Source organism: Mycolicibacterium chengduense (assembly GCF_033741155.1).
Taxonomy (GTDB): Bacteria; Actinomycetota; Actinomycetes; order Mycobacteriales; family Mycobacteriaceae; genus Mycobacterium.
The window spans coordinates 243,563-264,651 of record NZ_JAWQNH010000002.1 but is presented as its reverse complement, the minus strand read 5'-3'; the positions used below and the strand labels follow the sequence as shown (position 1 = coordinate 264,651).

At 69.0% G+C, this 21,089-nt stretch carries 22 protein-coding genes; 12 read left to right on the top strand and 10 right to left on the bottom strand.

The features are described 5' to 3' along the window. The first annotated feature begins 50 nt into the window (after window positions 1–50). From clpB to SBI67_RS06830, 6 genes are all read left to right on the top strand, one after another. Window positions 51–2,597, top strand: coding sequence for an ATP-dependent chaperone ClpB (clpB, locus tag SBI67_RS06855; RefSeq protein ID WP_318979826.1), 2,547 nt, complete (start codon window positions 51–53; stop codon window positions 2,595–2,597). A 193-nt stretch (window positions 2,598–2,790) separates the two neighbouring features. Then, window positions 2,791–3,612, top strand: a complete 822-nt coding sequence (ttfA, locus tag SBI67_RS06850; RefSeq protein ID WP_318979825.1) for a trehalose monomycolate transport factor TtfA — start codon at window positions 2,791–2,793, stop codon at window positions 3,610–3,612. Next, entirely contained in the window at window positions 3,609–4,394 is a 786-nt protein-coding gene (locus tag SBI67_RS06845) for an SDR family NAD(P)-dependent oxidoreductase (protein ID WP_318979824.1), read from the top strand. Before ttfA ends, SBI67_RS06845 begins: the two co-directional genes overlap by 4 nt. Next, entirely contained in the window at window positions 4,395–5,288 is an 894-nt protein-coding gene (locus SBI67_RS06840; RefSeq protein WP_318979823.1) for a hypothetical protein, read from the top strand. A gap of 70 nt (window positions 5,289–5,358) precedes the next feature. Next, window positions 5,359–6,006: a TrmH family RNA methyltransferase gene (locus SBI67_RS06835; protein ID WP_318979822.1), complete on the top strand. Its 648-nt coding sequence runs from the start codon at window positions 5,359–5,361 to the stop codon at window positions 6,004–6,006. A gap of 25 nt (window positions 6,007–6,031) precedes the next feature. Next, a complete protein-coding gene (locus SBI67_RS06830; protein ID WP_318979821.1) occupies window positions 6,032–7,150 on the top strand; it encodes a glycoside hydrolase family 76 protein in 1,119 nt (372 codons plus the stop codon). Between the two features lie 2 nt (window positions 7,151–7,152). Here SBI67_RS06830 and SBI67_RS06825 read toward each other — a convergent pair whose 3' ends face one another. Continuing rightward, window positions 7,153–7,824, bottom strand: a complete 672-nt coding sequence (locus SBI67_RS06825) for a VTT domain-containing protein (protein ID WP_318979820.1) — start codon at window positions 7,822–7,824, stop codon at window positions 7,153–7,155. 23 nt (window positions 7,825–7,847) lie between these two features. Further along, a complete protein-coding gene (locus SBI67_RS06820) occupies window positions 7,848–8,342 on the bottom strand; it encodes a lipoprotein LpqH (RefSeq protein ID WP_318979819.1) in 495 nt (164 codons plus the stop codon). Between the two features lie 91 nt (window positions 8,343–8,433). Between SBI67_RS06820 and fbaA the strand changes: the two genes are divergently transcribed. Further along, the gene (gene fbaA / locus SBI67_RS06815; RefSeq protein ID WP_318979818.1) at window positions 8,434–9,471 is read left to right on the top strand and encodes a class II fructose-bisphosphate aldolase; all 1,038 of its coding nucleotides are present in this window, start codon (window positions 8,434–8,436) and stop codon (window positions 9,469–9,471) included. 73 nt (window positions 9,472–9,544) lie between these two features. Here fbaA and SBI67_RS06810 read toward each other — a convergent pair whose 3' ends face one another. After that, window positions 9,545–10,249, bottom strand: coding sequence for an Rv0361 family membrane protein (locus SBI67_RS06810; protein ID WP_318979817.1), 705 nt, complete (start codon window positions 10,247–10,249; stop codon window positions 9,545–9,547). An 81-nt stretch (window positions 10,250–10,330) separates the two neighbouring features. On the opposite strand from SBI67_RS06810, the gene SBI67_RS06805 reads away from it, so the two are divergent. Then, a complete protein-coding gene (locus SBI67_RS06805) occupies window positions 10,331–10,747 on the top strand; it encodes a DUF3151 domain-containing protein (RefSeq protein WP_318979816.1) in 417 nt (138 codons plus the stop codon). Here the strand turns inward: SBI67_RS06805 and SBI67_RS06800 are convergent. Genes SBI67_RS06800 through SBI67_RS06785 form a run of 4 tightly spaced genes read right to left on the bottom strand, consistent with a single transcriptional unit; the run spans window position 10,744 to window position 14,667 of the window. Then, window positions 10,744–12,330: an FUSC family protein gene (locus SBI67_RS06800; protein ID WP_318979815.1), complete on the bottom strand. Its 1,587-nt coding sequence runs from the start codon at window positions 12,328–12,330 to the stop codon at window positions 10,744–10,746. The genes SBI67_RS06805 and SBI67_RS06800 overlap by 4 nt on opposite strands. Next, window positions 12,309–13,208, bottom strand: coding sequence for a cation diffusion facilitator family transporter (locus SBI67_RS06795; protein ID WP_318979814.1), 900 nt, complete (start codon window positions 13,206–13,208; stop codon window positions 12,309–12,311). Before SBI67_RS06795 ends, SBI67_RS06800 begins: the two co-directional genes overlap by 22 nt. A 41-nt stretch (window positions 13,209–13,249) precedes the next feature. Continuing rightward, complete coding sequence (locus SBI67_RS06790; RefSeq protein WP_318979813.1) at window positions 13,250–14,029, bottom strand: site-2 protease family protein; 780 nt, start codon at window positions 14,027–14,029, stop codon at window positions 13,250–13,252. Window positions 14,030–14,046: 17 nt separating this feature from the next. Beyond that, on the bottom strand, window positions 14,047–14,667 hold the full coding sequence (locus tag SBI67_RS06785; RefSeq protein WP_413232419.1) for a peptidase M50: 621 nt from the start codon (window positions 14,665–14,667) through the stop codon (window positions 14,047–14,049). A gap of 81 nt (window positions 14,668–14,748) precedes the next feature. Between SBI67_RS06785 and SBI67_RS06780 the strand changes: the two genes are divergently transcribed. The 4 genes from SBI67_RS06780 (at window position 14,749) to SBI67_RS06765 (ending at window position 18,021) form a co-directional block, all read left to right on the top strand. Continuing rightward, window positions 14,749–16,044 carry an adenylosuccinate synthase gene (locus SBI67_RS06780; RefSeq protein ID WP_318979811.1) on the top strand — a complete coding sequence of 432 codons (1,296 nt, stop codon included), beginning with the start codon at window positions 14,749–14,751 and terminating at the stop codon, window positions 16,042–16,044. Further along, entirely contained in the window at window positions 16,041–16,685 is a 645-nt protein-coding gene (locus SBI67_RS06775; protein ID WP_318979810.1) for a PaaI family thioesterase, read from the top strand. Before SBI67_RS06780 ends, SBI67_RS06775 begins: the two co-directional genes overlap by 4 nt. A gap of 95 nt (window positions 16,686–16,780) precedes the next feature. After that, a complete protein-coding gene (locus tag SBI67_RS06770; protein WP_024451638.1) occupies window positions 16,781–16,984 on the top strand; it encodes a cold-shock protein in 204 nt (67 codons plus the stop codon). Window positions 16,985–17,337: 353 nt separating this feature from the next. Next, entirely contained in the window at window positions 17,338–18,021 is a 684-nt protein-coding gene (locus tag SBI67_RS06765; RefSeq protein WP_318979809.1) for a hypothetical protein, read from the top strand. Here the strand turns inward: SBI67_RS06765 and SBI67_RS06760 are convergent. The 3 genes from SBI67_RS06760 to SBI67_RS06750 all read right to left on the bottom strand — a co-directional run bounded on the left by SBI67_RS06760 (window position 18,018) and on the right by SBI67_RS06750 (window position 21,088). After that, window positions 18,018–19,568 (bottom strand): HNH endonuclease signature motif containing protein, encoded by a 1,551-nt coding sequence (locus tag SBI67_RS06760; protein ID WP_318979808.1) that lies wholly within the window; start codon window positions 19,566–19,568, stop codon window positions 18,018–18,020. The genes SBI67_RS06765 and SBI67_RS06760 overlap by 4 nt on opposite strands. A gap of 123 nt (window positions 19,569–19,691) precedes the next feature. Beyond that, a complete protein-coding gene (locus SBI67_RS06755) occupies window positions 19,692–19,883 on the bottom strand; it encodes a ferredoxin (RefSeq protein WP_318980470.1) in 192 nt (63 codons plus the stop codon). Window positions 19,884–19,885: 2 nt separating this feature from the next. After that, window positions 19,886–21,088 carry a cytochrome P450 gene (locus SBI67_RS06750; RefSeq protein WP_318979807.1) on the bottom strand — a complete coding sequence of 401 codons (1,203 nt, stop codon included), beginning with the start codon at window positions 21,086–21,088 and terminating at the stop codon, window positions 19,886–19,888. Window position 21,089 lies beyond the last annotated feature (1 nt).

Below are 21,089 nucleotides of genomic sequence, written 5' to 3'. Positions count from 1 at the left end.
TACGTTGGACAGTACGACAAGCATTTTCTCCACAGGGAAAGGGAGGTGTCGTGGACTCGTTCAACCCGACCACGAAGACCCAGGCGGCGCTGACCTCGGCGCTGCAGGCGGCCACCGCCGCAGGCAATCCGCAGATCACGCCGGCTCATTTGTTGATGGCGCTGCTGACCCAGAACGACGGGATCGCCGCGCCGCTGCTCGAAGCGGTCGGAGTCGAGCCCGCGACCATCCGGACCGAGGCCGAGCGCCTCATCGGCCGGTTGCCCAGTGCCAGCGGCTCCAGTTCGCAGCCGCAGCTCTCACCGGAGGCGATCTCGGCCATCACCACCGCCCAGCAACTGGCCACCGAGATGGACGACGAATACGTCTCCACCGAGCATCTGCTGGTGGGGCTGGCCACCGGGAGCAGTGACACGGCCAAACTGCTGACCAACCACGGTGCCTCGCCGCAGGCGCTGCGGGACGCATTCACCAAGGTGCGCGGTAGCGCGCGGGTCACCAGCCCCGACCCCGAGGGCACCTACCAGGCGCTGGAGAAGTACTCCACCGACCTGACCGCCCGCGCCCGCGACGGCAAGCTGGACCCGGTCATCGGCCGGGACAACGAGATCCGCCGCGTCGTGCAGGTGCTGAGTCGACGGACCAAGAACAACCCGGTGCTGATCGGTGAACCCGGCGTCGGTAAGACCGCCATCGTCGAGGGCCTGGCCCAGCGCATCGTCGCCGGTGACGTGCCCGAGAGCCTGCGGGACAAGACCGTCGTCTCGCTCGACCTGGGGTCGATGGTGGCCGGTGCCAAGTACCGCGGTGAGTTCGAGGAGCGGCTCAAGGCCGTCCTCGACGACATCAAGAACTCGGCAGGCCAGATCATCACGTTCATCGACGAGCTGCACACCATCGTCGGCGCCGGTGCGACCGGTGAGGGTGCGATGGACGCCGGCAACATGATCAAGCCCATGCTGGCCCGCGGCGAGCTGCGGCTGGTCGGCGCGACCACCCTCGACGAGTACCGCAAGTACATCGAGAAGGACGCCGCCCTGGAGCGGCGGTTCCAGCAGGTGCTGGTCGGTGAGCCGTCGGTGGAGGACACCGTCGGCATCCTGCGCGGGCTCAAGGACCGCTACGAGGTGCACCACGGTGTGCGCATCACCGACTCGGCGCTGGTCGCTGCGGCCACCCTCTCGGATCGCTACATCACCGCCCGCTTCCTGCCGGACAAGGCCATCGACCTGGTCGACGAGGCCGCCAGCCGGCTGAAGATGGAGATCGACTCGCGGCCCGTCGAGATCGACGAGGTCGAGCGCCTGGTGCGCCGCCTCGAGATCGAGGAGATGGCCCTGGCCAAGGAGGAGGACGAGGCGTCCAAGGAGCGGCTGGAAAAGCTGCGTTCCGAGCTGGCCGACCAGAAGGAGAAGCTTTCCGAGCTGACCACCCGGTGGCAGAACGAGAAGGGCGCCATCGACGTCGTCCGCGAGCTCAAGGAACAGCTGGAGGCGCTGCGCGGCGAATCCGATCGGGCCGAGCGCGACGGCGACCTGGCCAAGGCCGCCGAGCTGCGCTACGGGCGCATCCCGGAGGTGGAGAAGAAGCTCGAGGCCGCCCTGCCCCAGGCTGAGGCGCGCGAAAACGTGATGCTCAAGGAGGAGGTCGGACCCGACGACATCGCCGAGGTGGTGTCGGCGTGGACCGGCATCCCGGCGGGCCGGATGCTCGAGGGCGAGACCGCCAAGCTGCTGCGCATGGAGGAGGAGCTGGGCAAGCGGGTGATCGGCCAGCGCAAGGCCGTGCAGGCCGTCAGCGACGCGGTGCGCCGCTCGCGGGCCGGCGTCGCGGACCCGAACCGGCCGACCGGCTCGTTCATGTTCCTCGGGCCCACCGGTGTCGGTAAGACCGAGCTGGCCAAGGCGCTGGCGGAATTCCTGTTCGACGACGAACGCGCCATGGTCCGCATCGACATGAGCGAATATGGCGAGAAGCACTCGGTGGCCCGGCTGGTCGGTGCCCCACCCGGATACATCGGCTACGACCAGGGTGGTCAGCTGACCGAGGCGGTGCGGCGGCGGCCGTACACGGTGATCCTGTTCGACGAGGTCGAGAAGGCCCACCCGGACGTGTTCGACGTGCTGCTGCAGGTGCTCGACGAGGGCCGGCTGACCGACGGGCAGGGCCGCACCGTCGACTTCCGCAACACCATCCTCATCCTGACGTCCAACCTCGGGTCGGGCGGCAGCGAGGAGCAGGTGATGGCCGCGGTGCGCTCGGCGTTCAAGCCCGAGTTCATCAACCGGCTGGACGACGTGATCATCTTCCACGGCCTGGAGCCCGGCGAGTTGGTGTCCATCGTCGACATCCAGCTGGCCCAGCTGCAGAAGCGGCTGGCGCAGCGTCGCCTCACCCTCGAGGTGTCGCTGCCGGCCAAGCAGTGGCTGGCCCAGCGCGGTTTCGACCCGCTCTACGGCGCCCGTCCGCTGCGCAGGCTGATCCAGCAGGCAATCGGCGACCAGCTGGCCAAGCTGCTGCTGGCCGGTGACGTGCACGACGGCGACATCGTGCCGGTCAACCTCAGCGCCGACGGCGAAAGCCTGGTCCTGGGCTGAGTTCTTCCGGGGTTCTTCCGGAGGTTCTTCCGGGGTTTTACCGGGTTGCTCCGGCCGAACCGACACACTCCCGCATTTCCGCCAGGAAATGCGGGAGTGTGTGTCTGGTGAGGCGCAATATCAGTGCAAGTAATCGGGTTGTGACCACAACGAGTTCCCGGTAGAGGGGTACCAGCAAGTACGCTAGGTCCCAATGGTCCCTCTCTGGTTCACACTGTCCGCGCTCTGTTTCACCGGGGCGGCCGTGTTGTTGTATGTCGATATCGACCGCCGCCGCGGTTTGGGCCGGCGGCGTAAGTCGTGGGCGAAGTCGCACGGCTTCGACTACGAGCACGAGTCCCACGACATCCTCGACCGCTGGAAGCGCGGCGTGATGTCCACAGTGGGTGAGCACGTCACCGCCCGCAACGTGGTGCTCGGTCAGATCCGCGGCGAGGCCGTGTTCATCTTCGACCTCGACGACGTCGCCACCGTGATCGCGCTGCACCGCAAGGTCGGCACGAACGTCGTCGTCGACCTGCGGCTCAAGGACATCAAGGAGCCGCGCGAGAGCGATATCTGGCTGCTCGGCGCGATCGGCCCGCGGATGGTGTACTCCACCAACCTCGACGCGGCCCGGCGCGCCTGCGACCGCCGGATGGTGACGTTCGCCCACACCGCACCGGACTGCGCCGAGATCATGTGGAACGAGCAGAACTGGACGCTGGTCGCCATGCCGATCACCAGCAGCCGCGCCCAGTGGGACGAGGGTTTGCGCACCGTCCGGCAGTTCAACGACCTGCTCCGCGTGCTGCCGCCGATTCCGCAGCCGGGCCGCAACGGCGTCGGCGTGCACGCCGGTCAGCCCGCCCTCGCCCGCCGCGGCGGATCGCCCAGCCGCCCGCTGCTGCCCCGGCCCGCCGAACTGCCCGCCGGCCGCGGTGACCTGCCGCCCGGCCGTGCCGACGTGAGCCGCTATGTCGACCAGCGCACACCGGTGCGCAACGGCCGGCAAGCCCCGCACTATCAGCGGTGACCGGATCCGCCAAACCCGTCGCACTGATCACCGGACCGACGTCGGGGATCGGCGCCGGCTTCGCCCGCCGCTATGCCGCCGAAGGCTTCGACCTGGTTCTGGTGGCCCGCGACACCACCCGCATGGAAGCGCTGGCGGCCGAACTGCGTGACCATTCCCGCGTCGGCGTCGAGGTGCTGTCCGCCGACCTGGCCGTCGAAGCCGACCGCCGCACGGTGGCCGCTCGGCTGGCCGACGGTGTGCAGGTGCTGGTCAACAATGCCGGGTTCGGCACCTCGGGCGAGTTCTGGAAAGCCGATTACGCGACGCTGCAATCGCAGCTCGACGTCAACGTCACCGCCGTGCTGGCACTGACCCATGCCGCGTTACCGCCCATGCTGGCCGCGGGCCGCGGCACCGTCATCAACGTGGCCAGCGTGGCCGGGCTGCTGCCGGGCCGGGGATCCACCTACTCGGCGTCCAAGGCCTGGGTGATCTCGTTCTCCGAGGGGCTGGCCAACGGACTCGATGGAACCGGTGTGAGCGTGCACGCGTTGTGCCCCGGTTTCGTGCACACCGAGTTCCACGACCGCGCCGGCATCGAGATGTCCGGCACGCCGTCGTGGTTCTGGCTGGAGGTGCCCGACGTGGTGCGCGACTGCCTGGCGGCCGTCGCCAAGGGCGAGGTGGTGATCGTGCCCGGCGTGCAATACAAGGCGCTGACCACGGCCAGCCGACTGGCGCCGCGAAAGTTGGTGCGCACCTTCACCAAACGTGTCGGTAAGGGCCGCGGGCGGACCTGAATGCGGGTGAAGCGGACGGTAGCGGCCGTGCTGACGGTGCTGCTGCTGGCGGCATGTTCCGGCGGTGACGCCGCGGGTAACCCCTACGGTGCCCAGCAGGCCCGGATCGGCGAGTCGCTGACGCTGCTCGGCTGGAACGTCTCGGTGTCCAATCTGCGCTTCGACGGCGACCAGGTGCTCGTCGATATCGACGCCGCCCCCGCCAAAGCCGGCGGCCCGCACGTCAAACCGGAGAGCCTGCGGTTCGGTCTGTACGGCGCCCTGGCTCATCCCCTCGAGTCCAACGCCATCGGCGGGTGCGCCGACGCGACCAGCCTGAGCCTGTCGCCGGTGACCGCCACCGATCCGCAACATCTCAGTGGCACGGTGTGTCTGGGTCCGCTGCGGGATCAGAGCCAGGTCCGCGGGGTGTACCTGTATTCGCCGGAGGAACGCATCCCGAAGACCACGGTGGCCTGGCCGGCAGCTTTCCCGGTCGGTCTGATGCCCACCGGTGACAGCGAAGCCGGCCTGGTGCTGCACTCCACCAGCGTCGACGCGTTCCGCGCCGACGGCACTCAGCTCACCCAGGCCGCCCTCGGCGACCCGACGGCGTTCTCCGGTAACGGCTACATGCTGATCGGCCTGTCCATCGACGGGACGGCGCAGCGCTACCGTGCCGACTCGGCCGCGCGCGGCGGCCCGCTGATGGTGCTCACCGGGCCCACCCTCCCGGGAAATGGTCTGTCCCATGCCTGTTCGGCCTACGGCTCCTCGCTGCTCATCCTGCCGGAGGCCAGTCTGGACGCCGTCGCCGTCCGCGCGTCGATGTGCACGCAGGGCGAGATCAACGCCGCGCTGCTGTACCCGACGGTGTCGGTGGTGGGCACGCACGCGGGGCTCTGGACCAAGTGACCCGAAGTCGAGCGCGAGTGAGGATCGTAGCGAGGGACGAGCGAGGACCGGAGCGAGCGGGAGACGAGGCATGAACACCGGCCCCACCGAGTGGGGAGAGACCCCCGGTGTCGGCCCGTGGGAGGGCCCGCTGCCCTCCGGAGCTGACGCTTCCCGCTACGACCCGCAGTTGTTGCGTGACGGCGACACCCGCAACGTCGTCGACGCCTACCGCTACTGGACGCGGGACGCCATCGTCGCCGACATCGATCGACGCCGGCATCCGCTGCACATCGCGATCGAGAACTTCGGCAGTGACGCCAATATCGGCACCGTCGTGCGCACCGCCAACGCCTTCGCCGTGCACACCGTGCACATCGTGGGCCGGCGCCGATGGAACCGCCGCGGCGCCATGGTCACCGACCGCTATCAACGGCTGCAGCATCACGACAGCACCGCCGGTCTGCTCGAGTTCGCAGCCGGCGCCGGGCTGACCGTCGTTGCGGTGGACAACGTGCCCGGCTCGGTGCCGCTGGAAACCACCGCGTTGCCAAGGGACTGCCTGCTGGTGTTCGGCCAGGAGGGCCCGGGCATCAGTCCGGAAGCGAGTGCCGGGGCGCGGATGACGGTGTCCATCGCGCAGTTCGGCTCGACCCGCAGCATCAACGCCGGAGTGGCCGCCGGGATCGCCATGCATGCCTGGATCCGCGCCCATGCCGACATAACGGCGGCTTGGTAGGGGTCGGTTGAGGCAGGATCGAGGCATGGATCAGGTGTGGGCCGACCGCGCAGCCAGTGCCGAGACCGCCATTGCCGAGCGGCACCTGAGGCGACTGTGGGGTCTGCCGGGCACCCAGCTCGGCGTCGTCGCCTGGCCCGCGGCCCGCAAACAGCGCCTGTTCGGCACCTGGCACTACTGGTGGCAGGCCCACCTGCTGGACTGCCTGGTCGACGCGCAAGTGAGAGCGCCTGCACCACAACGCATTTCGATGATCACCCGACAGATCCGCGGCCACCATCTGCGCAACATCACCTGGACCAACGACTACTACGACGATATGGCGTGGCTGGCGCTGGCCCTGGAACGGGCCGGGCGCCTGGCCGGGGTGCACCGCCCGGGCGCAGGTAAGAAGCTCGCCGAGCAGTTCCTCACCGCCTGGGTGCCCGAGGACGGCGGCGGCATCCCGTGGCGCAAACAGGACCAGTTCTTCAACGCCCCCGCCAACGGCCCGGCCGGGATCTTCCTGGCCCGCTACGACCGGCTGCGCCGCGCCCAGCAGATGGCCGACTGGATCGACGACACCCTGATCGACCAGCAGACATACCTGGTGTTCGACGGCATCAAGGCCGGCTCGCTGGTGCGCGCCCAGTACACCTACTGCCAGGGTGTGGTGCTGGGTCTGGAGACCGAACTGGCCGTCCGCACGCAGGACCGCAAGCATGCGGTGCGGGCTCGCCGGTTGGTGGCCGCGGTGCGCGAGCACATGACCGGCGACGGTGTCATCCAGGGCGCCGGCGGCGGCGACGGCGGCCTGTTCAACGCCATCTTGGCCCGGTATCTGACGCAGGTGGCCACCGACCTGCCCGGGGATACCGCCGACGACGTCACCGCGCGGGCCACCGCCCGGGACATGGTGCTCGCCTCCGCCGAAGCGGCCTGGGCGAACCGGCAGACGGTGGACGGGTGGCCGCTGTTCGGCGCGTTCTGGGACCGCCCGGCCGAGGTGCCCACACCCGGCGGTAAACAGGCCGAGTTCGTCGAGGGCGCGGTCAACGCGTCCGAGATCCCCGAGCGAGATCTGTCGGTGCAGTTGTCTGGCTGGATGCTGATGGAAGCGGCGCACGCCCTCGAGGCGCAGCCGACGGCGGCCGACCGAACCTGACGTCAGGCGTTGTCGGTGGCGTTCTTGGCCGCTTTGCGGCGCTTGTACCACTCCCAGATCATCGGGGCGAGGGACACCACGGCAATCAGGATGAAGATCGGTTCCAGCAGTTTCTGGATGATCTCGAACTGCCCCAGCCCGTAGCCCAGCAGCGTCAGACCGACACCCCACAACACGGCGCCGATGATGTTGTACAGGGTGAACACCGCGTACTTCATCTGCGCCGCGCCGGCGGTGATGGGGGCCAGCGTCCGCACGATCGGCACGAAGCGGGCCAGCACGATCGCGAACGGTCCGCGCTGCTCGAAGAAGGCGTGTGCCTCGTCGAGGTACTTCTGCTTGAGCACCTTGGCGTCCGGTTTGAACATCGCGGTGCCCAGGTAGCGGCCCACGAAGTAGCCGACCTGACCACCGAGCACGGCGGCCACCGGGATGAACACCAGCAGTTGCCACAACTGGAAGTTGGTGTCCACCGCGGCACTCTGCGCGGCGGTACCCGCGGCCAACATGCCCGCCACGAACAGCAGCGTGTCACCGGGCAGGATCGGGAACAGCACACCGGATTCGACGAAGACGACGACCAGGATGCCCACCAGGGCCCAGGTGCCGAACTGCTCGATCAGCTTGAGCGGGTCGAGGAAATCCGGCATCAGGGCCAGATGGGTGGTGGTCATGAGGCCCCAAGATACCGGGCAATCTAAACCGGGCAGGCCACCGCGATCGCGTAGGTGGTGGGCACGATGCGCGCCGGGTTCGTCGAGTCGGTGCCCTCACCCGCGCCCGTCACGGTCAGGGTGTCGCCGTGGCGGCTGGCCTTGGGTGGATCTTCGGACACGTCGGCGTCATAGCCGATGGACACCCCGCCGGCGTCCCCGATGGTCACCGACCGGACCGAGGGCACGTCGTCGTCGGTGATCACCACCGTCACCCCCAGCGACGTCTCCCCGATGGTGTACCGGCTGAACCCGTCCCGATGCGAGCACACCACCGGGCCCATCGGGCCGGCGTCGCGACCGTTCACGATCAGCTGGGCCTGTCCGGGCGGCAGGTCGGTGGCCAGTACCGGCGCCGGGGCGACCGCCGGTGGCGGCGGTGCGGGCGGCGGCGGCGCGGGTTCGGGGTGCCGGGCGCAGGCCGCCGACAGCAGCACAGCACCCGACGTGACGACAGCGAGAGTCGGGCCGATGCGCATCTGCGCAACGCTAATCCAGACCGGCCAGTGCCTGCTGACCCGCTTCTTGTCATACTGACCGGGTCAGCCGGACAGCCGAGAGGAAGTTTCCATGCCCATCGCCACGCCCGAGGTCTATGCCGAGATGCTGGGCCGTGCCAAGGAGCACTCCTTCGCGTTCCCGGCGATCAACTGCACGTCGTCGGAAACCATCAACGCGGCCATCAAGGGCTTCGCCGACGCAGGCAGCGACGGCATCATCCAATTCTCCACCGGCGGAGCCGAATTCGGTTCCGGCCTGGGTGTGAAGGACATGGTTGTCGGCGCCACGGCGCTGGCCGAGTTCGCGCATGTGATCGCCGCCAAGTACCCCATCACCGTCGCGCTGCACACCGACCACTGCCCCAAGGACAAGCTGGACAGCTTCGTGCGTCCGCTCATCGCGATCTCGGCCGAGCGCGTCGCCAAGGGGCAAGACCCGCTGTTCCAGTCGCATATGTGGGACGGCTCGGCGGTGCCGATCGACGAGAACTTGGAGATCGCCCAGGAACTTCTCAAGCTGACCGCGGCCGCCAAGATCATCCTCGAGGTGGAGATCGGCGTCGTCGGCGGTGAAGAGGACGGCGTGGAGGCCGAGATCAACGAGAAGCTCTACACCAGCTCCGAGGACTTCCAGAAGACCATCGACGCGCTCGGCGCCGGCGAGCACGGCAAGTACCTGCTGGCCGCGACGTTCGGCAACGTGCACGGCGTCTACAAGCCGGGCAACGTGGTGCTCAAGCCCGAGGTGCTGGCCGAAGGCCAGAAGGTGGCCGCGGCCAAGCTGGGCCTGCCCGAGGGTTCCAAGCCGTTCGACTTCGTGTTCCACGGCGGCTCGGGGTCACTGAAGTCCGAGATCGAGGACTCGCTGCGCTACGGCGTGGTGAAGATGAACGTCGACACCGACACCCAGTACGCCTTCACCCGGCCCGTCGCCGGGCACATGTTCAGCAACTACGACGGCGTGCTGAAGATCGATGGCGAGGTCGGCAACAAGAAGGTCTACGACCCGCGCAGCTACCTGAAGAAGGCCGAAGCTTCGATGACCCAGCGGGTCATCGAGGCCTGCAACGACCTGCACAGCGCGGGCCGGAGTGTTTCGGCAGGCTAGTTCCGCCAAGCGATTTCGGCGCGGCTACCCCCCGGGCCCGCGGGTCACCGCGGGTAGGCGCGCCGAAATCGTTCTAGGAGTTCTGGCAGATCTTCCACTGGTCGTCGCGGAACTGCAGGTCGAAACTCCGGGTGGAGCGGGTCTGCGGCGCGTACGCCATGAACGTCGTGACATTGGCTTCGGCGTGGTCGTCGTGAACCACCACCTGGTCGATGCTGGCGACCACCGGGTACTGCTTGGCCGCCGCGACCCGGGCATGGGTGTCGGCCCAGGCCTTGTCGTTGTACTGGACGTAACTGTCGCGGGTGGCCCCACAGGTGATGCTGCGCAGGGTGGCCAGGTCGCCCCGCTGGATCGCGCCGTCGAAGCTGCCGATGGTGCTGCGCACCAGCTCCTCTTGCGACACCGCCGCGTTGTTCTTACGGGTCAGCAGCACGGTGCCCAGCACGGCCAGCGCCACCAGCGCCGCGATCACCAGCACCACCGCGATCACCCAACCCCAGCTGCGTCGGGTGCGGACCGGCTGGTCTGACTCGTTGCGCGGTGGAATGACCTGTGGCACAACGTTCTTGGGGGCCGCACCGGCCGGCTGCGCCGCCATCAGCTCGGTCGCGTCCTCGGCGGAGAAGATCTCGGTCGGCGGTTCGGGGACCGCGTCGATGATCTGAGTGGAGCCGTCGAAGCCCGACGGCGCGGTGAACCGACGCTCGGGCGCGTCGTCCTCCGATGTGCCCTCGCCGGATTCCTGCTTGTCGTCCGGCCCTGTTGGGTTCGACATCCCTGCTGCGGTCCTCCCTTGCCGACGCTACTGATGAAGCCTAGCGATTGGCTGTCGACGCCCGCACGGCACAATGGGCATATGACTCGGATGGGTGATCTCCTCGGTCCGGACCCGGTGCTGCTGCCGGGCGACACCGAGGCGGAGGAAGAGCTCGAAGCGGGGGAGAACCCGGCGATCGTCGCGGCCGCGCACCCCAGCGCGTCGGTGGCCTGGGCGGCGCTGGCCGAGGACGCGCTGGGCGAGGACAAGGCGATCACGGCCTATGCCTACGCGCGCACCGGCTATCACCGCGGTCTGGATCAGCTGCGGCGCAACGGCTGGAAGGGGTTCGGTCCGGTGCCCTACAGCCACGAGCCCAACCGCGGCTTCCTGCGCTGCGTGGCGGCGCTGGCCAAGGCGGCCGACGCCATCGGTGAGACGCCGGAGTACGCGCGCTGCCTGGACCTGCTCGACGATTGCGATCCCGCCGCGCGCGCCGAACTCGGGGTCTCCTAGCCTCGGCGGCTTTCCACCGCCCACAGCGCGGCGATGGTCTGCGACGACGCGCGCTCGACGGCCAGCACCTCAGGGCCCAGTCGGGTGGCGTCCGCTCGCTGGTCCCGCGGTCCGGCCTGGGCCGCGTCGAGCACGTCCAGCATGTCCAGGGCGCTGATCTGCAGGTCGCGGCGCGCGGTGCGGGCGGCGAGGCTCGCCGTGTCGCCGGCCGCCACGAACGGCTCGGCGCACGCGAGCGCGGCCCGGGTGGCCGCCAGCGCGTCGGCGAGCCGGTGGGTTTCCTGCCTGCGCGCCAGGGCCAGGTACACCGCCAACCCGATGGCGCAGCCGATGAACGTGTCGATGCCGCGGGTCAGCAGCAGGTGCCCGACCTGGCCCGGCGCCAGCGGGTGGCTGGCGGTGCCGATGGTCAGTGCGGTGGCGGTGATGAACACCGAGGCCAGCAGGTAAGTGCGGGCCACCAGCATCTCGATGGCGAAGTTCAGCAGCGCCAGCACGGCGGCCAGCAGCCAGCCCTGCGGGTGAATGACGATGATCGCGGCGGCCAGCGCCAGCCCGATCCAGGTGCCGAGGAGCCGCTCGGCGCCACGGCGCAGCGCGTGCCACAGCGGTGCGCCCTGATGCAGGATCAGCACCGCGGCGGCCATCGCCCAGTAAGCCCGGTCGACGCCGAGTCCGACGGCGGCAAACCCGGCCAGCGGCACCCCGATCGCCACCCGGACCATCACCCGGCGGGTCTGCGAGCCGGTGCGCAGCGCCGCCCGCAGCAGGTGCCGCGCGGGCGCCTGCGGGGGTGGATGTCGGTCGGGGTCGCGATGTGCAACGGCATCGGGATCGGCCTCGAGCCGGCCCAGGGCGTGCGCCAGGTCGGCGGTGTCGGGTTCGGCGCGGGCGAACAGCACGTGCACCGCATGGTTGGCGGCGCGCAGCCGGTGCAGCTCGCGGCTCCCGGACGCGACGGGCTGCTGATCGGCCAGCGCGGTCCAGGCCTGGTGCAGCGCGTGGGCCGCCCGCCGCCGTGCGGCGTCCTCGTCCGGTCCGCCGACGGCGCCGAGGTAGTCGGCGACCCGATCGGCCGCCGTCTGCACCGCGACCCGTTCCGGGCGCCGGAAGCTCGTCAGTGCGCCGAGCATCTGGACCGCCCAGGCCAGCATGCCGCCGGCCAGCACGAGCGCCCCGATCTGCCAGGGGCTCAGCCGGGACGCCGAGACGCCGATGCCCGCGGCGCAGGCGACGACGAACACATAGGCCCCCGGCGGCCCGACCTTCAATGCGCTGCACAGCCACACCGCAAGGACCGCGATGGCGGAGACGGTGAGCACGCCGGCCCAGGCCACGTCGGCAGCCCAGGCGCCGGCGGTCACCGCCAGTGCCAGCGCGCCGGCCACCAGCGCGAGGTGCGCGGCGCGGCTCAGATAGGGGCGGCCCACCCCGAACCGCGCCGTGAAGGCCCCGAGGGTGGCGATCAACCCCGCGCCGAGAGCGCCGGTGGCATTGCCGACGAGGACGGGGATGGCAGTGCTGACCGCGGCGCGCAGCGCTACGGGCAGTCGTGGCGGGGCTACCGGTTCTGGCTTTCGCACTCGCAGTCGGCGGCCGAATCCGGCGGCTCGACCTGCACGGTCGCGTGGTCGAGCCCGCGGGCGGTCAGCACGGCCCTGGCGTCGTCGAGCACCAGGGCCGATTCCCGGGTGCTGGTCAGGTGCGCCGTTGCCATGTCCTTGCCGGGCACCAGGGTCCACACGTGCAGGTCGTGCACGCCGGTGACCCCGTCGACCGCCTCCAGCGCCGTCCGCAACTCGTCGACGTCGATGTGGCTGGGCGACGTCTCCGACAGGATGCGCAGCGCCGCGCGGGCCAACGCGATCGCCCTGGGCAGCACCCACAGCGCGACGAGTACCGCGACGACGACGTCGGCGTAGGGCCACCGGGTGGTGACGGTGACGATGCCGGCGATCAGTACGCCGATGCTGCCCACCGTGTCGGCGACCACCTCCATGTAGGCGCCCTTGACCGCGAGGCTGTTCTCGGAGTGCGAGCGCAGCAGCAGCACAACCACCGCGTTGGCCAGCAGGCCCGCCAGCGCCACCACGATCATCGGCACGCCGGGCACATCGGGAGCCGCACCCAGTCGTTCGATGGCCTCGTACAGGATGAAGCCGGCGACCCCGAGCAGCAGCACGGCGTTGGCGACGGCGGTGAACACTTCGGCCCGATGCCACCCGTAGGTGCGCGACGGGGACGTGCTGCCGCGTTTGGCCAGCAGCACCGCGGTCAGACCCATGAACATCGCGACGAGGTCGGTGAGCATGTGGCCGGCGTCGGCCAACAGGGCGATCGAATTGATGGCGAGCGCGGTGCCCAGCTCGACGAAGAAGAACACCGAAAGGATGACCGCGGCGAGCACCATCCGGCTTACCCGAGCATCGGCCCCGTGGCTGTGGTCATGTCCTGCACCCATGCCAGAAATATATGCGTAAAGTCGCATATGTTGCAAGGGGTCTACACCCAGGCCGACCAGAACCGGGTCAGTGCCCCGCCGTTTCCGACCAGCCAATGCGGTACACCGGACAGGTCGAAGAACCAGAACACCACCCCGAAGAACCACTGGTTGAGCTGCGGAACCAGCAGCAGGATCAGCAGGATGAAGAACCCCCATTGCTTGGCCGGTTCCAGGGCGCGGCGGTTGTCATCGCTCAGGTGTGGCTCCAGCGCGCCGTAACCGTCCAGTCCGGGGATGGGCAGCAGGTTCAGCAGCAACGCGGTGACCTGCAGGAAGCCCAGGAACGCCATACCCGCCCAGAAGACACCGTGCGCCGGGTCGAAGAAGAGGGCCGTCATGGCCAGCAGCAGCACCGCCAGGACAGCGTTGGCCGCCGGGCCGGCCAGGCTGACCTGGGTGCGCTGGCGTGCGGTCATCCAGGACGTCCGGACGTAGACCGCGCCGCCCGGCAACCCGATCCCGCCCAGGGCGATGAACACCAGCGGTAACGCGATCGAGAGCACCGGGTTGGAGTACTTCAGCGGGTTGAGCGTCAGGTAGCCGCGGACGGCGACGTCGCGGTCGCCGAACCGCCACGCCGTGTAGGCGTGGCCGAATTCGTGCAGGCACATCGACACCAACCAGCCGGCGACGACGAACACGAACACCGCGGCGTAGGACAACGGGCGGATGGTGTCCCCGCAGAACCAGGCCAGCGCGCCGCCTGCCGCCGTGAGAGCGAGGATCGCCAGGAAGACCGGGCTGGGGCGCACCGACTGGTGCAGAGGCCGGATGTTCACCCCACGAAAACTACCGGTCAGCGGACGGCCAGCCAGCCTTGCGTGTGCCGGTAGAACGTCGACCGTCGCACCGGCCGCGGCACCTGGACGCCGTCGCGGACCACCAGGGCCCCGGTGGTGCCGAGTTGCACCGCCCGGCCGGTCACCCAGTGTTTGGGCCGCATGCGGGCGGTCAGCACGCTGGCCCGCAGGCCCGGCTGCGCCGCGATCGGTTCGATGCGCACCGCGGTGGCGCTCCCGTCGAACAGCACGGTGTCGTCGACCACCGCCTCGCCCTCGATGTGGCGGGCCGCCTCGTCGGGCGGCAACCAGTACGCGGTGCCGACCAGCACCGTGCCCGTCTCGTCCCGGATCAGCGGTAGCCGTGTCACCGCACCCGTGCGGGCCCGCCGACCCGACCGCCAGCGACCCACCCGGGCCACTTCGATATCGAGCCGGTCGGCGCGCATCAACCGGCCCAACACCGTCGCCAGATCGGATTCCGACCCCACTACGACGAGCCGGCGCGCGGTGAACGCGGCATCGATATCGGCCGGTTCGGCCACCATTACCGCAGGACAAGCCCCTAACGCCCGCGGAATCCGACGTCCGCCGAAGACCAACACGCTGATAGCTCTATCGCCGTCTGTGGTGGTCAACGCCTCTCCTGTGGCTGCGCTCGGATATGGTGGGTCACCGGCTGCATCACATTTGAGCAGGAGACTCAGGGAGACAATGCCATGCCGGCAATCGTGCTCATCGGGGCCCAGTGGGGTGACGAGGGCAAAGGTAAGGCCACCGATCTTCTCGGTGGACGCGTGCACTGGGTTGTGCGCTACCAGGGCGGTAACAACGCGGGTCACACCGTGGTGCTGCCGACGGGCGAGAATTTCGCCCTGCACCTGATCCCCTCGGGGATCCTCACCCCGGGTGTCACCAACGTCATCGGCAACGGTGTCGTGGTGGATCCCGGCGTGCTGCTCACCGAGCTGTCCGGTCTGGAGGAGCGCGGCGTCGACACGTCCGGCCTGCTGATCTCCGCCGACGCGCACCTGCTCATGCCGTATCACGTCGCCATCGACAAGGTGACCGAGCGGTACATGGGCAGCAAGAAGATCGGCACCACCGGCCGCGGGATCGGTCCCTGTTATCAGGACAAGATCGCCCGCATCGGGATCCGCGTCGCCGATGTCCTCGACGAGCAGCAGCTGGCCAACAAGATCGAAGCCGCCCTGGAATTCAAGAACCAGGTGCTGGTGAAGATCTACAACCGCAAGGCCCTGGACGCGGGCGAGGTCGTGGAGAACCTGCTGGCCCAGGCCGAGGGCTTCAAGCACCGGATCGCCGACGCCCGGCTGCTGCTCAACCAGGCGCTCGAGGACGGTCAGACGGTGCTGCTGGAGGGTTCCCAAGGCACGCTGCTCGACGTCGACCACGGCACCTATCCGTTCGTGACGTCGTCCAACCCGACCGCCGGCGGCGCGGCCGTCGGCTCGGGTATCGGACCGACCCGCATCACCACCGTGCTCGGCATCCTCAAGGCGTACACCACCCGGGTGGGCTCGGGTCCGTTCCCGACGGAGCTGTTCGACGAGCACGGCGCCTATCTGGCCAAGACCGGCGGCGAGGTCGGCGTGACCACCGGCCGGCCGCGGCGCTGCGGCTGGTTCGACGCCGTCATCGCCCGCTATGCCACCCGGGTCAACGGCATCACCGACTACTTCCTGACCAAGCTGGATGTGCTGTCCAGCCTGGAGACGGTGCCGGTGTGCGTCGGCTACACGATAGACGGCAAGCGCACCGACGAGATGCCGATGACCCAATCGGATATCGCTCGCGCCGAGCCGATCTACGAAGAGCTGCCGGGCTGGTGGGAGGACATCTCCGGAGCCCGCGAATTCGACGAGCTGCCCGCCAAGGCGCGGGACTACGTGCTGCGGCTGGAGGAACTGGCCGGTGCGTACGTGTCGTGCATCGGGGTCGGTCCCGGCCGGGACCAGACCATCGTGCGGCGCGACATCCTGGCGTCTCGGTGACCGATTTCGGACTGGACCCGCGCCGCGCCGACCCCGAGTACGACCGGCACGGCGGATTTCCGTTGTTCGAAGCCGCCGACCCCGGGCCGGGGTTCGGCCGCTTCCTCACGGCGATGCGTCGCGCGCAGGATCTGGCCGTCTCGGCCAACCCCGACAGCGCCACCTGGGACGAGGCCGCCGACCGGGTCGAGGACCTGGTCGCGTTGTTGGACCCGTACGAGGCGGCCGAGGGCGAAGGACCCGCCAACCGGGTGCCGAGTCTGCCGGGCGTCGGCAGCCTCCTGATGCCGCCCTGGCGCGCAACCAAGTTCGAGCCCGAAGGGGTGGAACTGCAGGTTGAGTTCAGCCGCTATCACGTGGGCGGCAACAATGCCGTGCACGGTGGCGTGCTGCCGCTGCTGTTCGATTCCATCTTCGGCATGGTCATCCACGCCGCGGGCCGGCCGATCAGCCGGACCGCTTTTCTGCACGTCGACTACCGCAAGGTGACGCCGATCGACACCACCCTCACCGCGCGAGGGTGGATCCGGGAAACCGAGGGCCGCAAGGCTTTTGTCAACGCCGAGCTGCGTGACGGCGCGGGTGATCTGCTCGCCGAGAGCAACGGTCTGATGGTCAGGTTGCTGCCCGGTCAGCCGTAGCGGAAAGTTGAATGGTGCGGTTTTGTCCGCGGGGTGCTACGGTCATTCAGCGCACATTTTGGTTGTTGCGCTTGTAAATGAGAGAAGTAAGTTCAATGGCACAGGGCACTGTGAAATGGTTCAACGGCGAAAAGGGCTTCGGCTTCATCGCTCCTGATGGCGGAGCGGCCGACGTCTTCGTCCACTACAGCGAGATCACCGGAAGCGGCTTCCGCTCGCTCGAGGAGAACGCTCGCGTTCAGTTCGAGGTCGAGCAGGGCGCGAAAGGCCCGCAGGCAGTGGGCGTTTCGGTCATCTGACCGGACCTGACTTAAAAGGCTGGCGCAGCTTCGGCTGCGCCAGCCTTGTCGTTTCCGGACCTCGTTACTCGCGCCGTGCTCCTGGACGATCCGAGAAGGTGAGGGTCGTGACGTTATCTTTGTAGGGGTCGTTATCGACGTCGGCGGTGACCTCGGGCCGGTCCGGATGTGAGAAAAGATCGTTGGACTGCATGGATTTCCTCGACGGTTGATTCGTGTGCCGACACAAGACGCACAACGCGCAATGAGAAGCGGGTACATGCCTGAGCCTCGTGGGCTTGGATCACCCCCACGCTACACCCGCCCCGACCGTTCCCCTGCGGCGGCTACGTGCCAGGTGCGACCATGACGCCGTGACCACGCCTTTTCCGTTCCGCCGCCTGACCACGCCGCGGGCCGCCGCGGCCGCGGGTGTCCTGTTCTCGTTGCTGTTCACCACCGCTCTGGTGTTGTTGTGGACGACGGTGCCCGACGGGGCTGCGCACGGCGCCCAGTGGACCGTTGCGGGCAGTAGTCACCTGAAAGTGGCCGCGACGCTCATGCCGTTCGCCGGGATCGCGTTCCTGTGGTTCATCGGGGTGGTGCGAGACGGGTTCGCCGGGGTGGAGGACAAGTTCTTCTCCTCGGTGTTCATGGGTGCCGGGCTGCTGTTCCTGGCGATGGTGTTCGCCACCACGTCGGTGGGAATCGGCTTGGCGCACAGCGGGACCGACGTGCTCGATGAGCCCGCACGGGCCGAGGTGGTGGCTTTCGCCACCATGACGTTGACCGCACTCGGCAAGACCTACGCGCTGCGGATGGCCGCGGTCTTCATGATCTCGTTGGCCACCATCTGGCTGAAAACCGGTGTGATGCCACGGTGGTTGGCGTTGGCCACCTACACCATGGCGCTGGTCGTTCTGGTGGCCGCCGACACCTCGGTTTGGCTCACCCTGGTGTTCCCGGTGTGGGTACTGGTGGTCAGCCTGCTGCTGCTTGGGCGCGCGGGCGTGATCCACCTGCCGGGCCGGATCGGTGACGATATCGAATCCACCTAGAACGGTGGGGGTTTGGTGTTCGTGTCGATGGCGTGTTGATTGCGTCGGCGCGCGGCGGTGACGCGGGCGGCGCGGGTTTGGTCGCGGGTGCGGCGCCGCCCGGGCATGGCCGACTGGCGGTCGGCGGTGGTGACGACCGGTCGCGGCGGGGGTGCCGGCGTGTGGATCGGTTTGTCGGGGAACAAGATCCGGCTGAGCGGCACGGTGGTGTAGGCGTGGCCGGTGGGGCTGGTCCAGGTGTGCGTGCCGTCGGCGTGTTGGTGGTCGGTCCAGCCACCGAAGGTCTTGAGCAGGTGGTGGGTACGACATTTGGCCGAGAGGTTGCCCGGATGGGTCGCGCCGGCCGGCCACGGGATCACGTGGTCGAGATCGCAGCGCGGGGCAGCGCGGGTGCAGCCGGGGAAGGTGCACGTCAGGTCGCGGGCCCGGACCCAGGCGGTCAGTTTCGCCGAGGGGCGGTAGCCCCGTTCGGCTTCCAGCACGGTGACGTCGTTCAGGGTGACGACGCCGGCGCCGGCGGTAATGAGGTCGGCGAGCATGGGTGCAGGTAGGACGCCGCCGCCGAGCAGGATTCCCGGGCCGGTGGTGGCGGCCGGATTATGCGGCCGGGTCTGATCACGGTCCAGGCGAGGTTCGCGCGGCGGCGGCGGCGTGGTCGTCGGAGTCGGTGGCACGCCCAGTGGTGGTTCAGGTTCGGGGCCGGGCGGTGGATCGGTGGGCGCGTGGTCACCCGTGGTGGCGGTGGGTGGGGTATCGGTGAGCACATAGACGGTGACCGCGGCCGCGCGCGGGTCGATCCCGGCAGCCGGGCAATCGGGCTGCTCGCACTGGCAGGCCAACCGGTCGGCGGCCGGGTCAGCGCCCAGCAGGCCCAGCGCATCGACGAGGCGTTGGGCGCGGGTGCGGGGATCGGCGGCGCAGACGGTGTCGGCGATCGCGGACAACCGGGCCCGCAGGGTCGCGGCGTCGGTCGCCAGCATCCGCCCGTAGACGCCGACGGTGCCGGTGAGGTCCTCGGCGGTGCCGAATTCCAGGTAGCGCGAGCGGGCGGCGCTACGGGCGCAGGGCACGGCTGCCGGATCGAAAGCTTCAACCCAGACGTCGATTGCGTCTTCGATGTTTTGCTGGGACAACACTCCGAGGGTGGGGGCGACCTCGGCCAGCGCTGCATCGATGAGGGCCAGTGCTTGAGCATCGAATACCAGCCGGGTGCGCCAGGTGATGGCGGCGGCAATCTTGGCGGTAATCACCCCGGCGGCCAGCAGCGCCCCGATCTTCGGTAGCCGGTCGCGCAGAGCCAGCGCGATGCGCATCTGACCGGCGGCGGCTTGCTTGGACAGCCCGCAGACGGCCGATACCTCGGCGGTGGCGTACTCCCACCCGTCGATCACCGCGTGGGCGGTTGCCTCGTCCTCGTCGTCGCAATGGTGGGCCACCACCGCGGCGATGATCGCCCACCGCCGCGCGGCGGCTACTGCCTCGGCCCGGTGCGCCACCCGCAATGCATCGACCAACCCGGCACCTTCACATTCGGCCGGATCCAACATGACTCGACACTACAACGACCCACCGACAACTGGACGCGGGAAATCAACAGCCGCAACAGTATTCGAACTTTATCGCCGAAAAGTCGCTCAGAGGCGGGCAATCGGGGTCGGCCTAGGAGATGCCTAGGTGATTTCGCGCAGGGCGCCGGCCGGGCAGAGCCGCACCGCTGCCCTGGCGTGCGCCTGCTCGTCGGCCGGCACCTCGTCGACCAGCACGACCACCACACCGTCGTCGTCCTGATCGAAGACCGCCTCGGCGGCCATCACACAATTCCCTGCCGAGATACACGCGTCGCGGTCGGCTGCCACCCGCATGGTCACCACCTCACCTGCAATGACCGTAATCCGTAGATGAAATGGAAAGACCGGAATTCGAGGTCCGCGAAATCCTCGGCCAGGGCCAATCCGGGGAACCGGCGAAACAGTGCGGGGAAGGCGATCCGCATCTCCATCCGGGCCAACGGGGCGCCGAGGCAGTGGTGCACGCCGTGCCCGAAGGCCAGGTGGCCCGCCGCCCCGCGGCGCACGTCCAATTCGTCGGGTGCGTCGACGAACGACGGATCCCGATTGCCCGACGGCAGCGACGCGAACACCACGCTGCGCGCCGGGATCGGCACGCCGGCGACCTCGACGGCGGCGGTGGTGAAGCGCGGAATGGCGTGCTGCACCACCGAAAGCCAGCGCAGCAGCTCCTCGATCGCCGGCGCCACCGCATCGGGGTCATCGCGGACCAGCGCCAGCTGGTCGGGGTGACGCAGCAGCGCCAGCGTGCCCAACCCCAGCATGTTCGACGTGGTCTCGTGCCCGGCCAGCAACAGCAGGCCTGCGATGCCGATGAGTTCGTCGTCGGTCAGCTCGGTGCCGTGTTCGCGGATCAGCATGCCGAGGATGTCCTCGCCGGGGGCCGACCGGGCCGCCAGGACCAGCCCGCGCATATAGTCCCGGCTCTCCCGCTGCAGCGCCATGCGCTCGGCGATGGGCAGCGACAGGTCGAGTTGACGCCCGGACCGCTCCTGGAAGTCGGCGCGGTCGTCATACGGCACGCCGAGCAGCTCGCAGATAACCAAGGACGGGATGGGTAGCGCGAATTCGGCGATCAGATCGCTGGGTGGGCCGGCGTCGGCCATCGCATCCAGCCGCTGCTCGACAATCTCGACGATCCGCGGTTCCAGCCGCTTCATCCGCCGGATGGTGAATTCCGGGGTGAGCATCCGGCGCAGCCGCTGATGCTCCGGGGGATCCTGGGCCAGCAGGTTGCCCGCCCGGGCGGCGGCCTGCTCGGCCGCGGAGATCTCCGGTACCCCGGGCAGCGTGAAATCCGCAGGCCGACTGTTGGAGAAATGCTCGTGGTCGGCGAGGACAGCCTTGACGTCCTCGTGCCGGGTGATCAGGTAGGCCGGATTGCCCAGGGGACCGATGATCGACTGCACCCCCGCCGCCGCGCGCAGCTCCGCGAGCTCGGGGATGGGGTCGAAGGCGTTGCGCCGCATGTGTACCGGCGGCAGGACACGGGCCGTCATG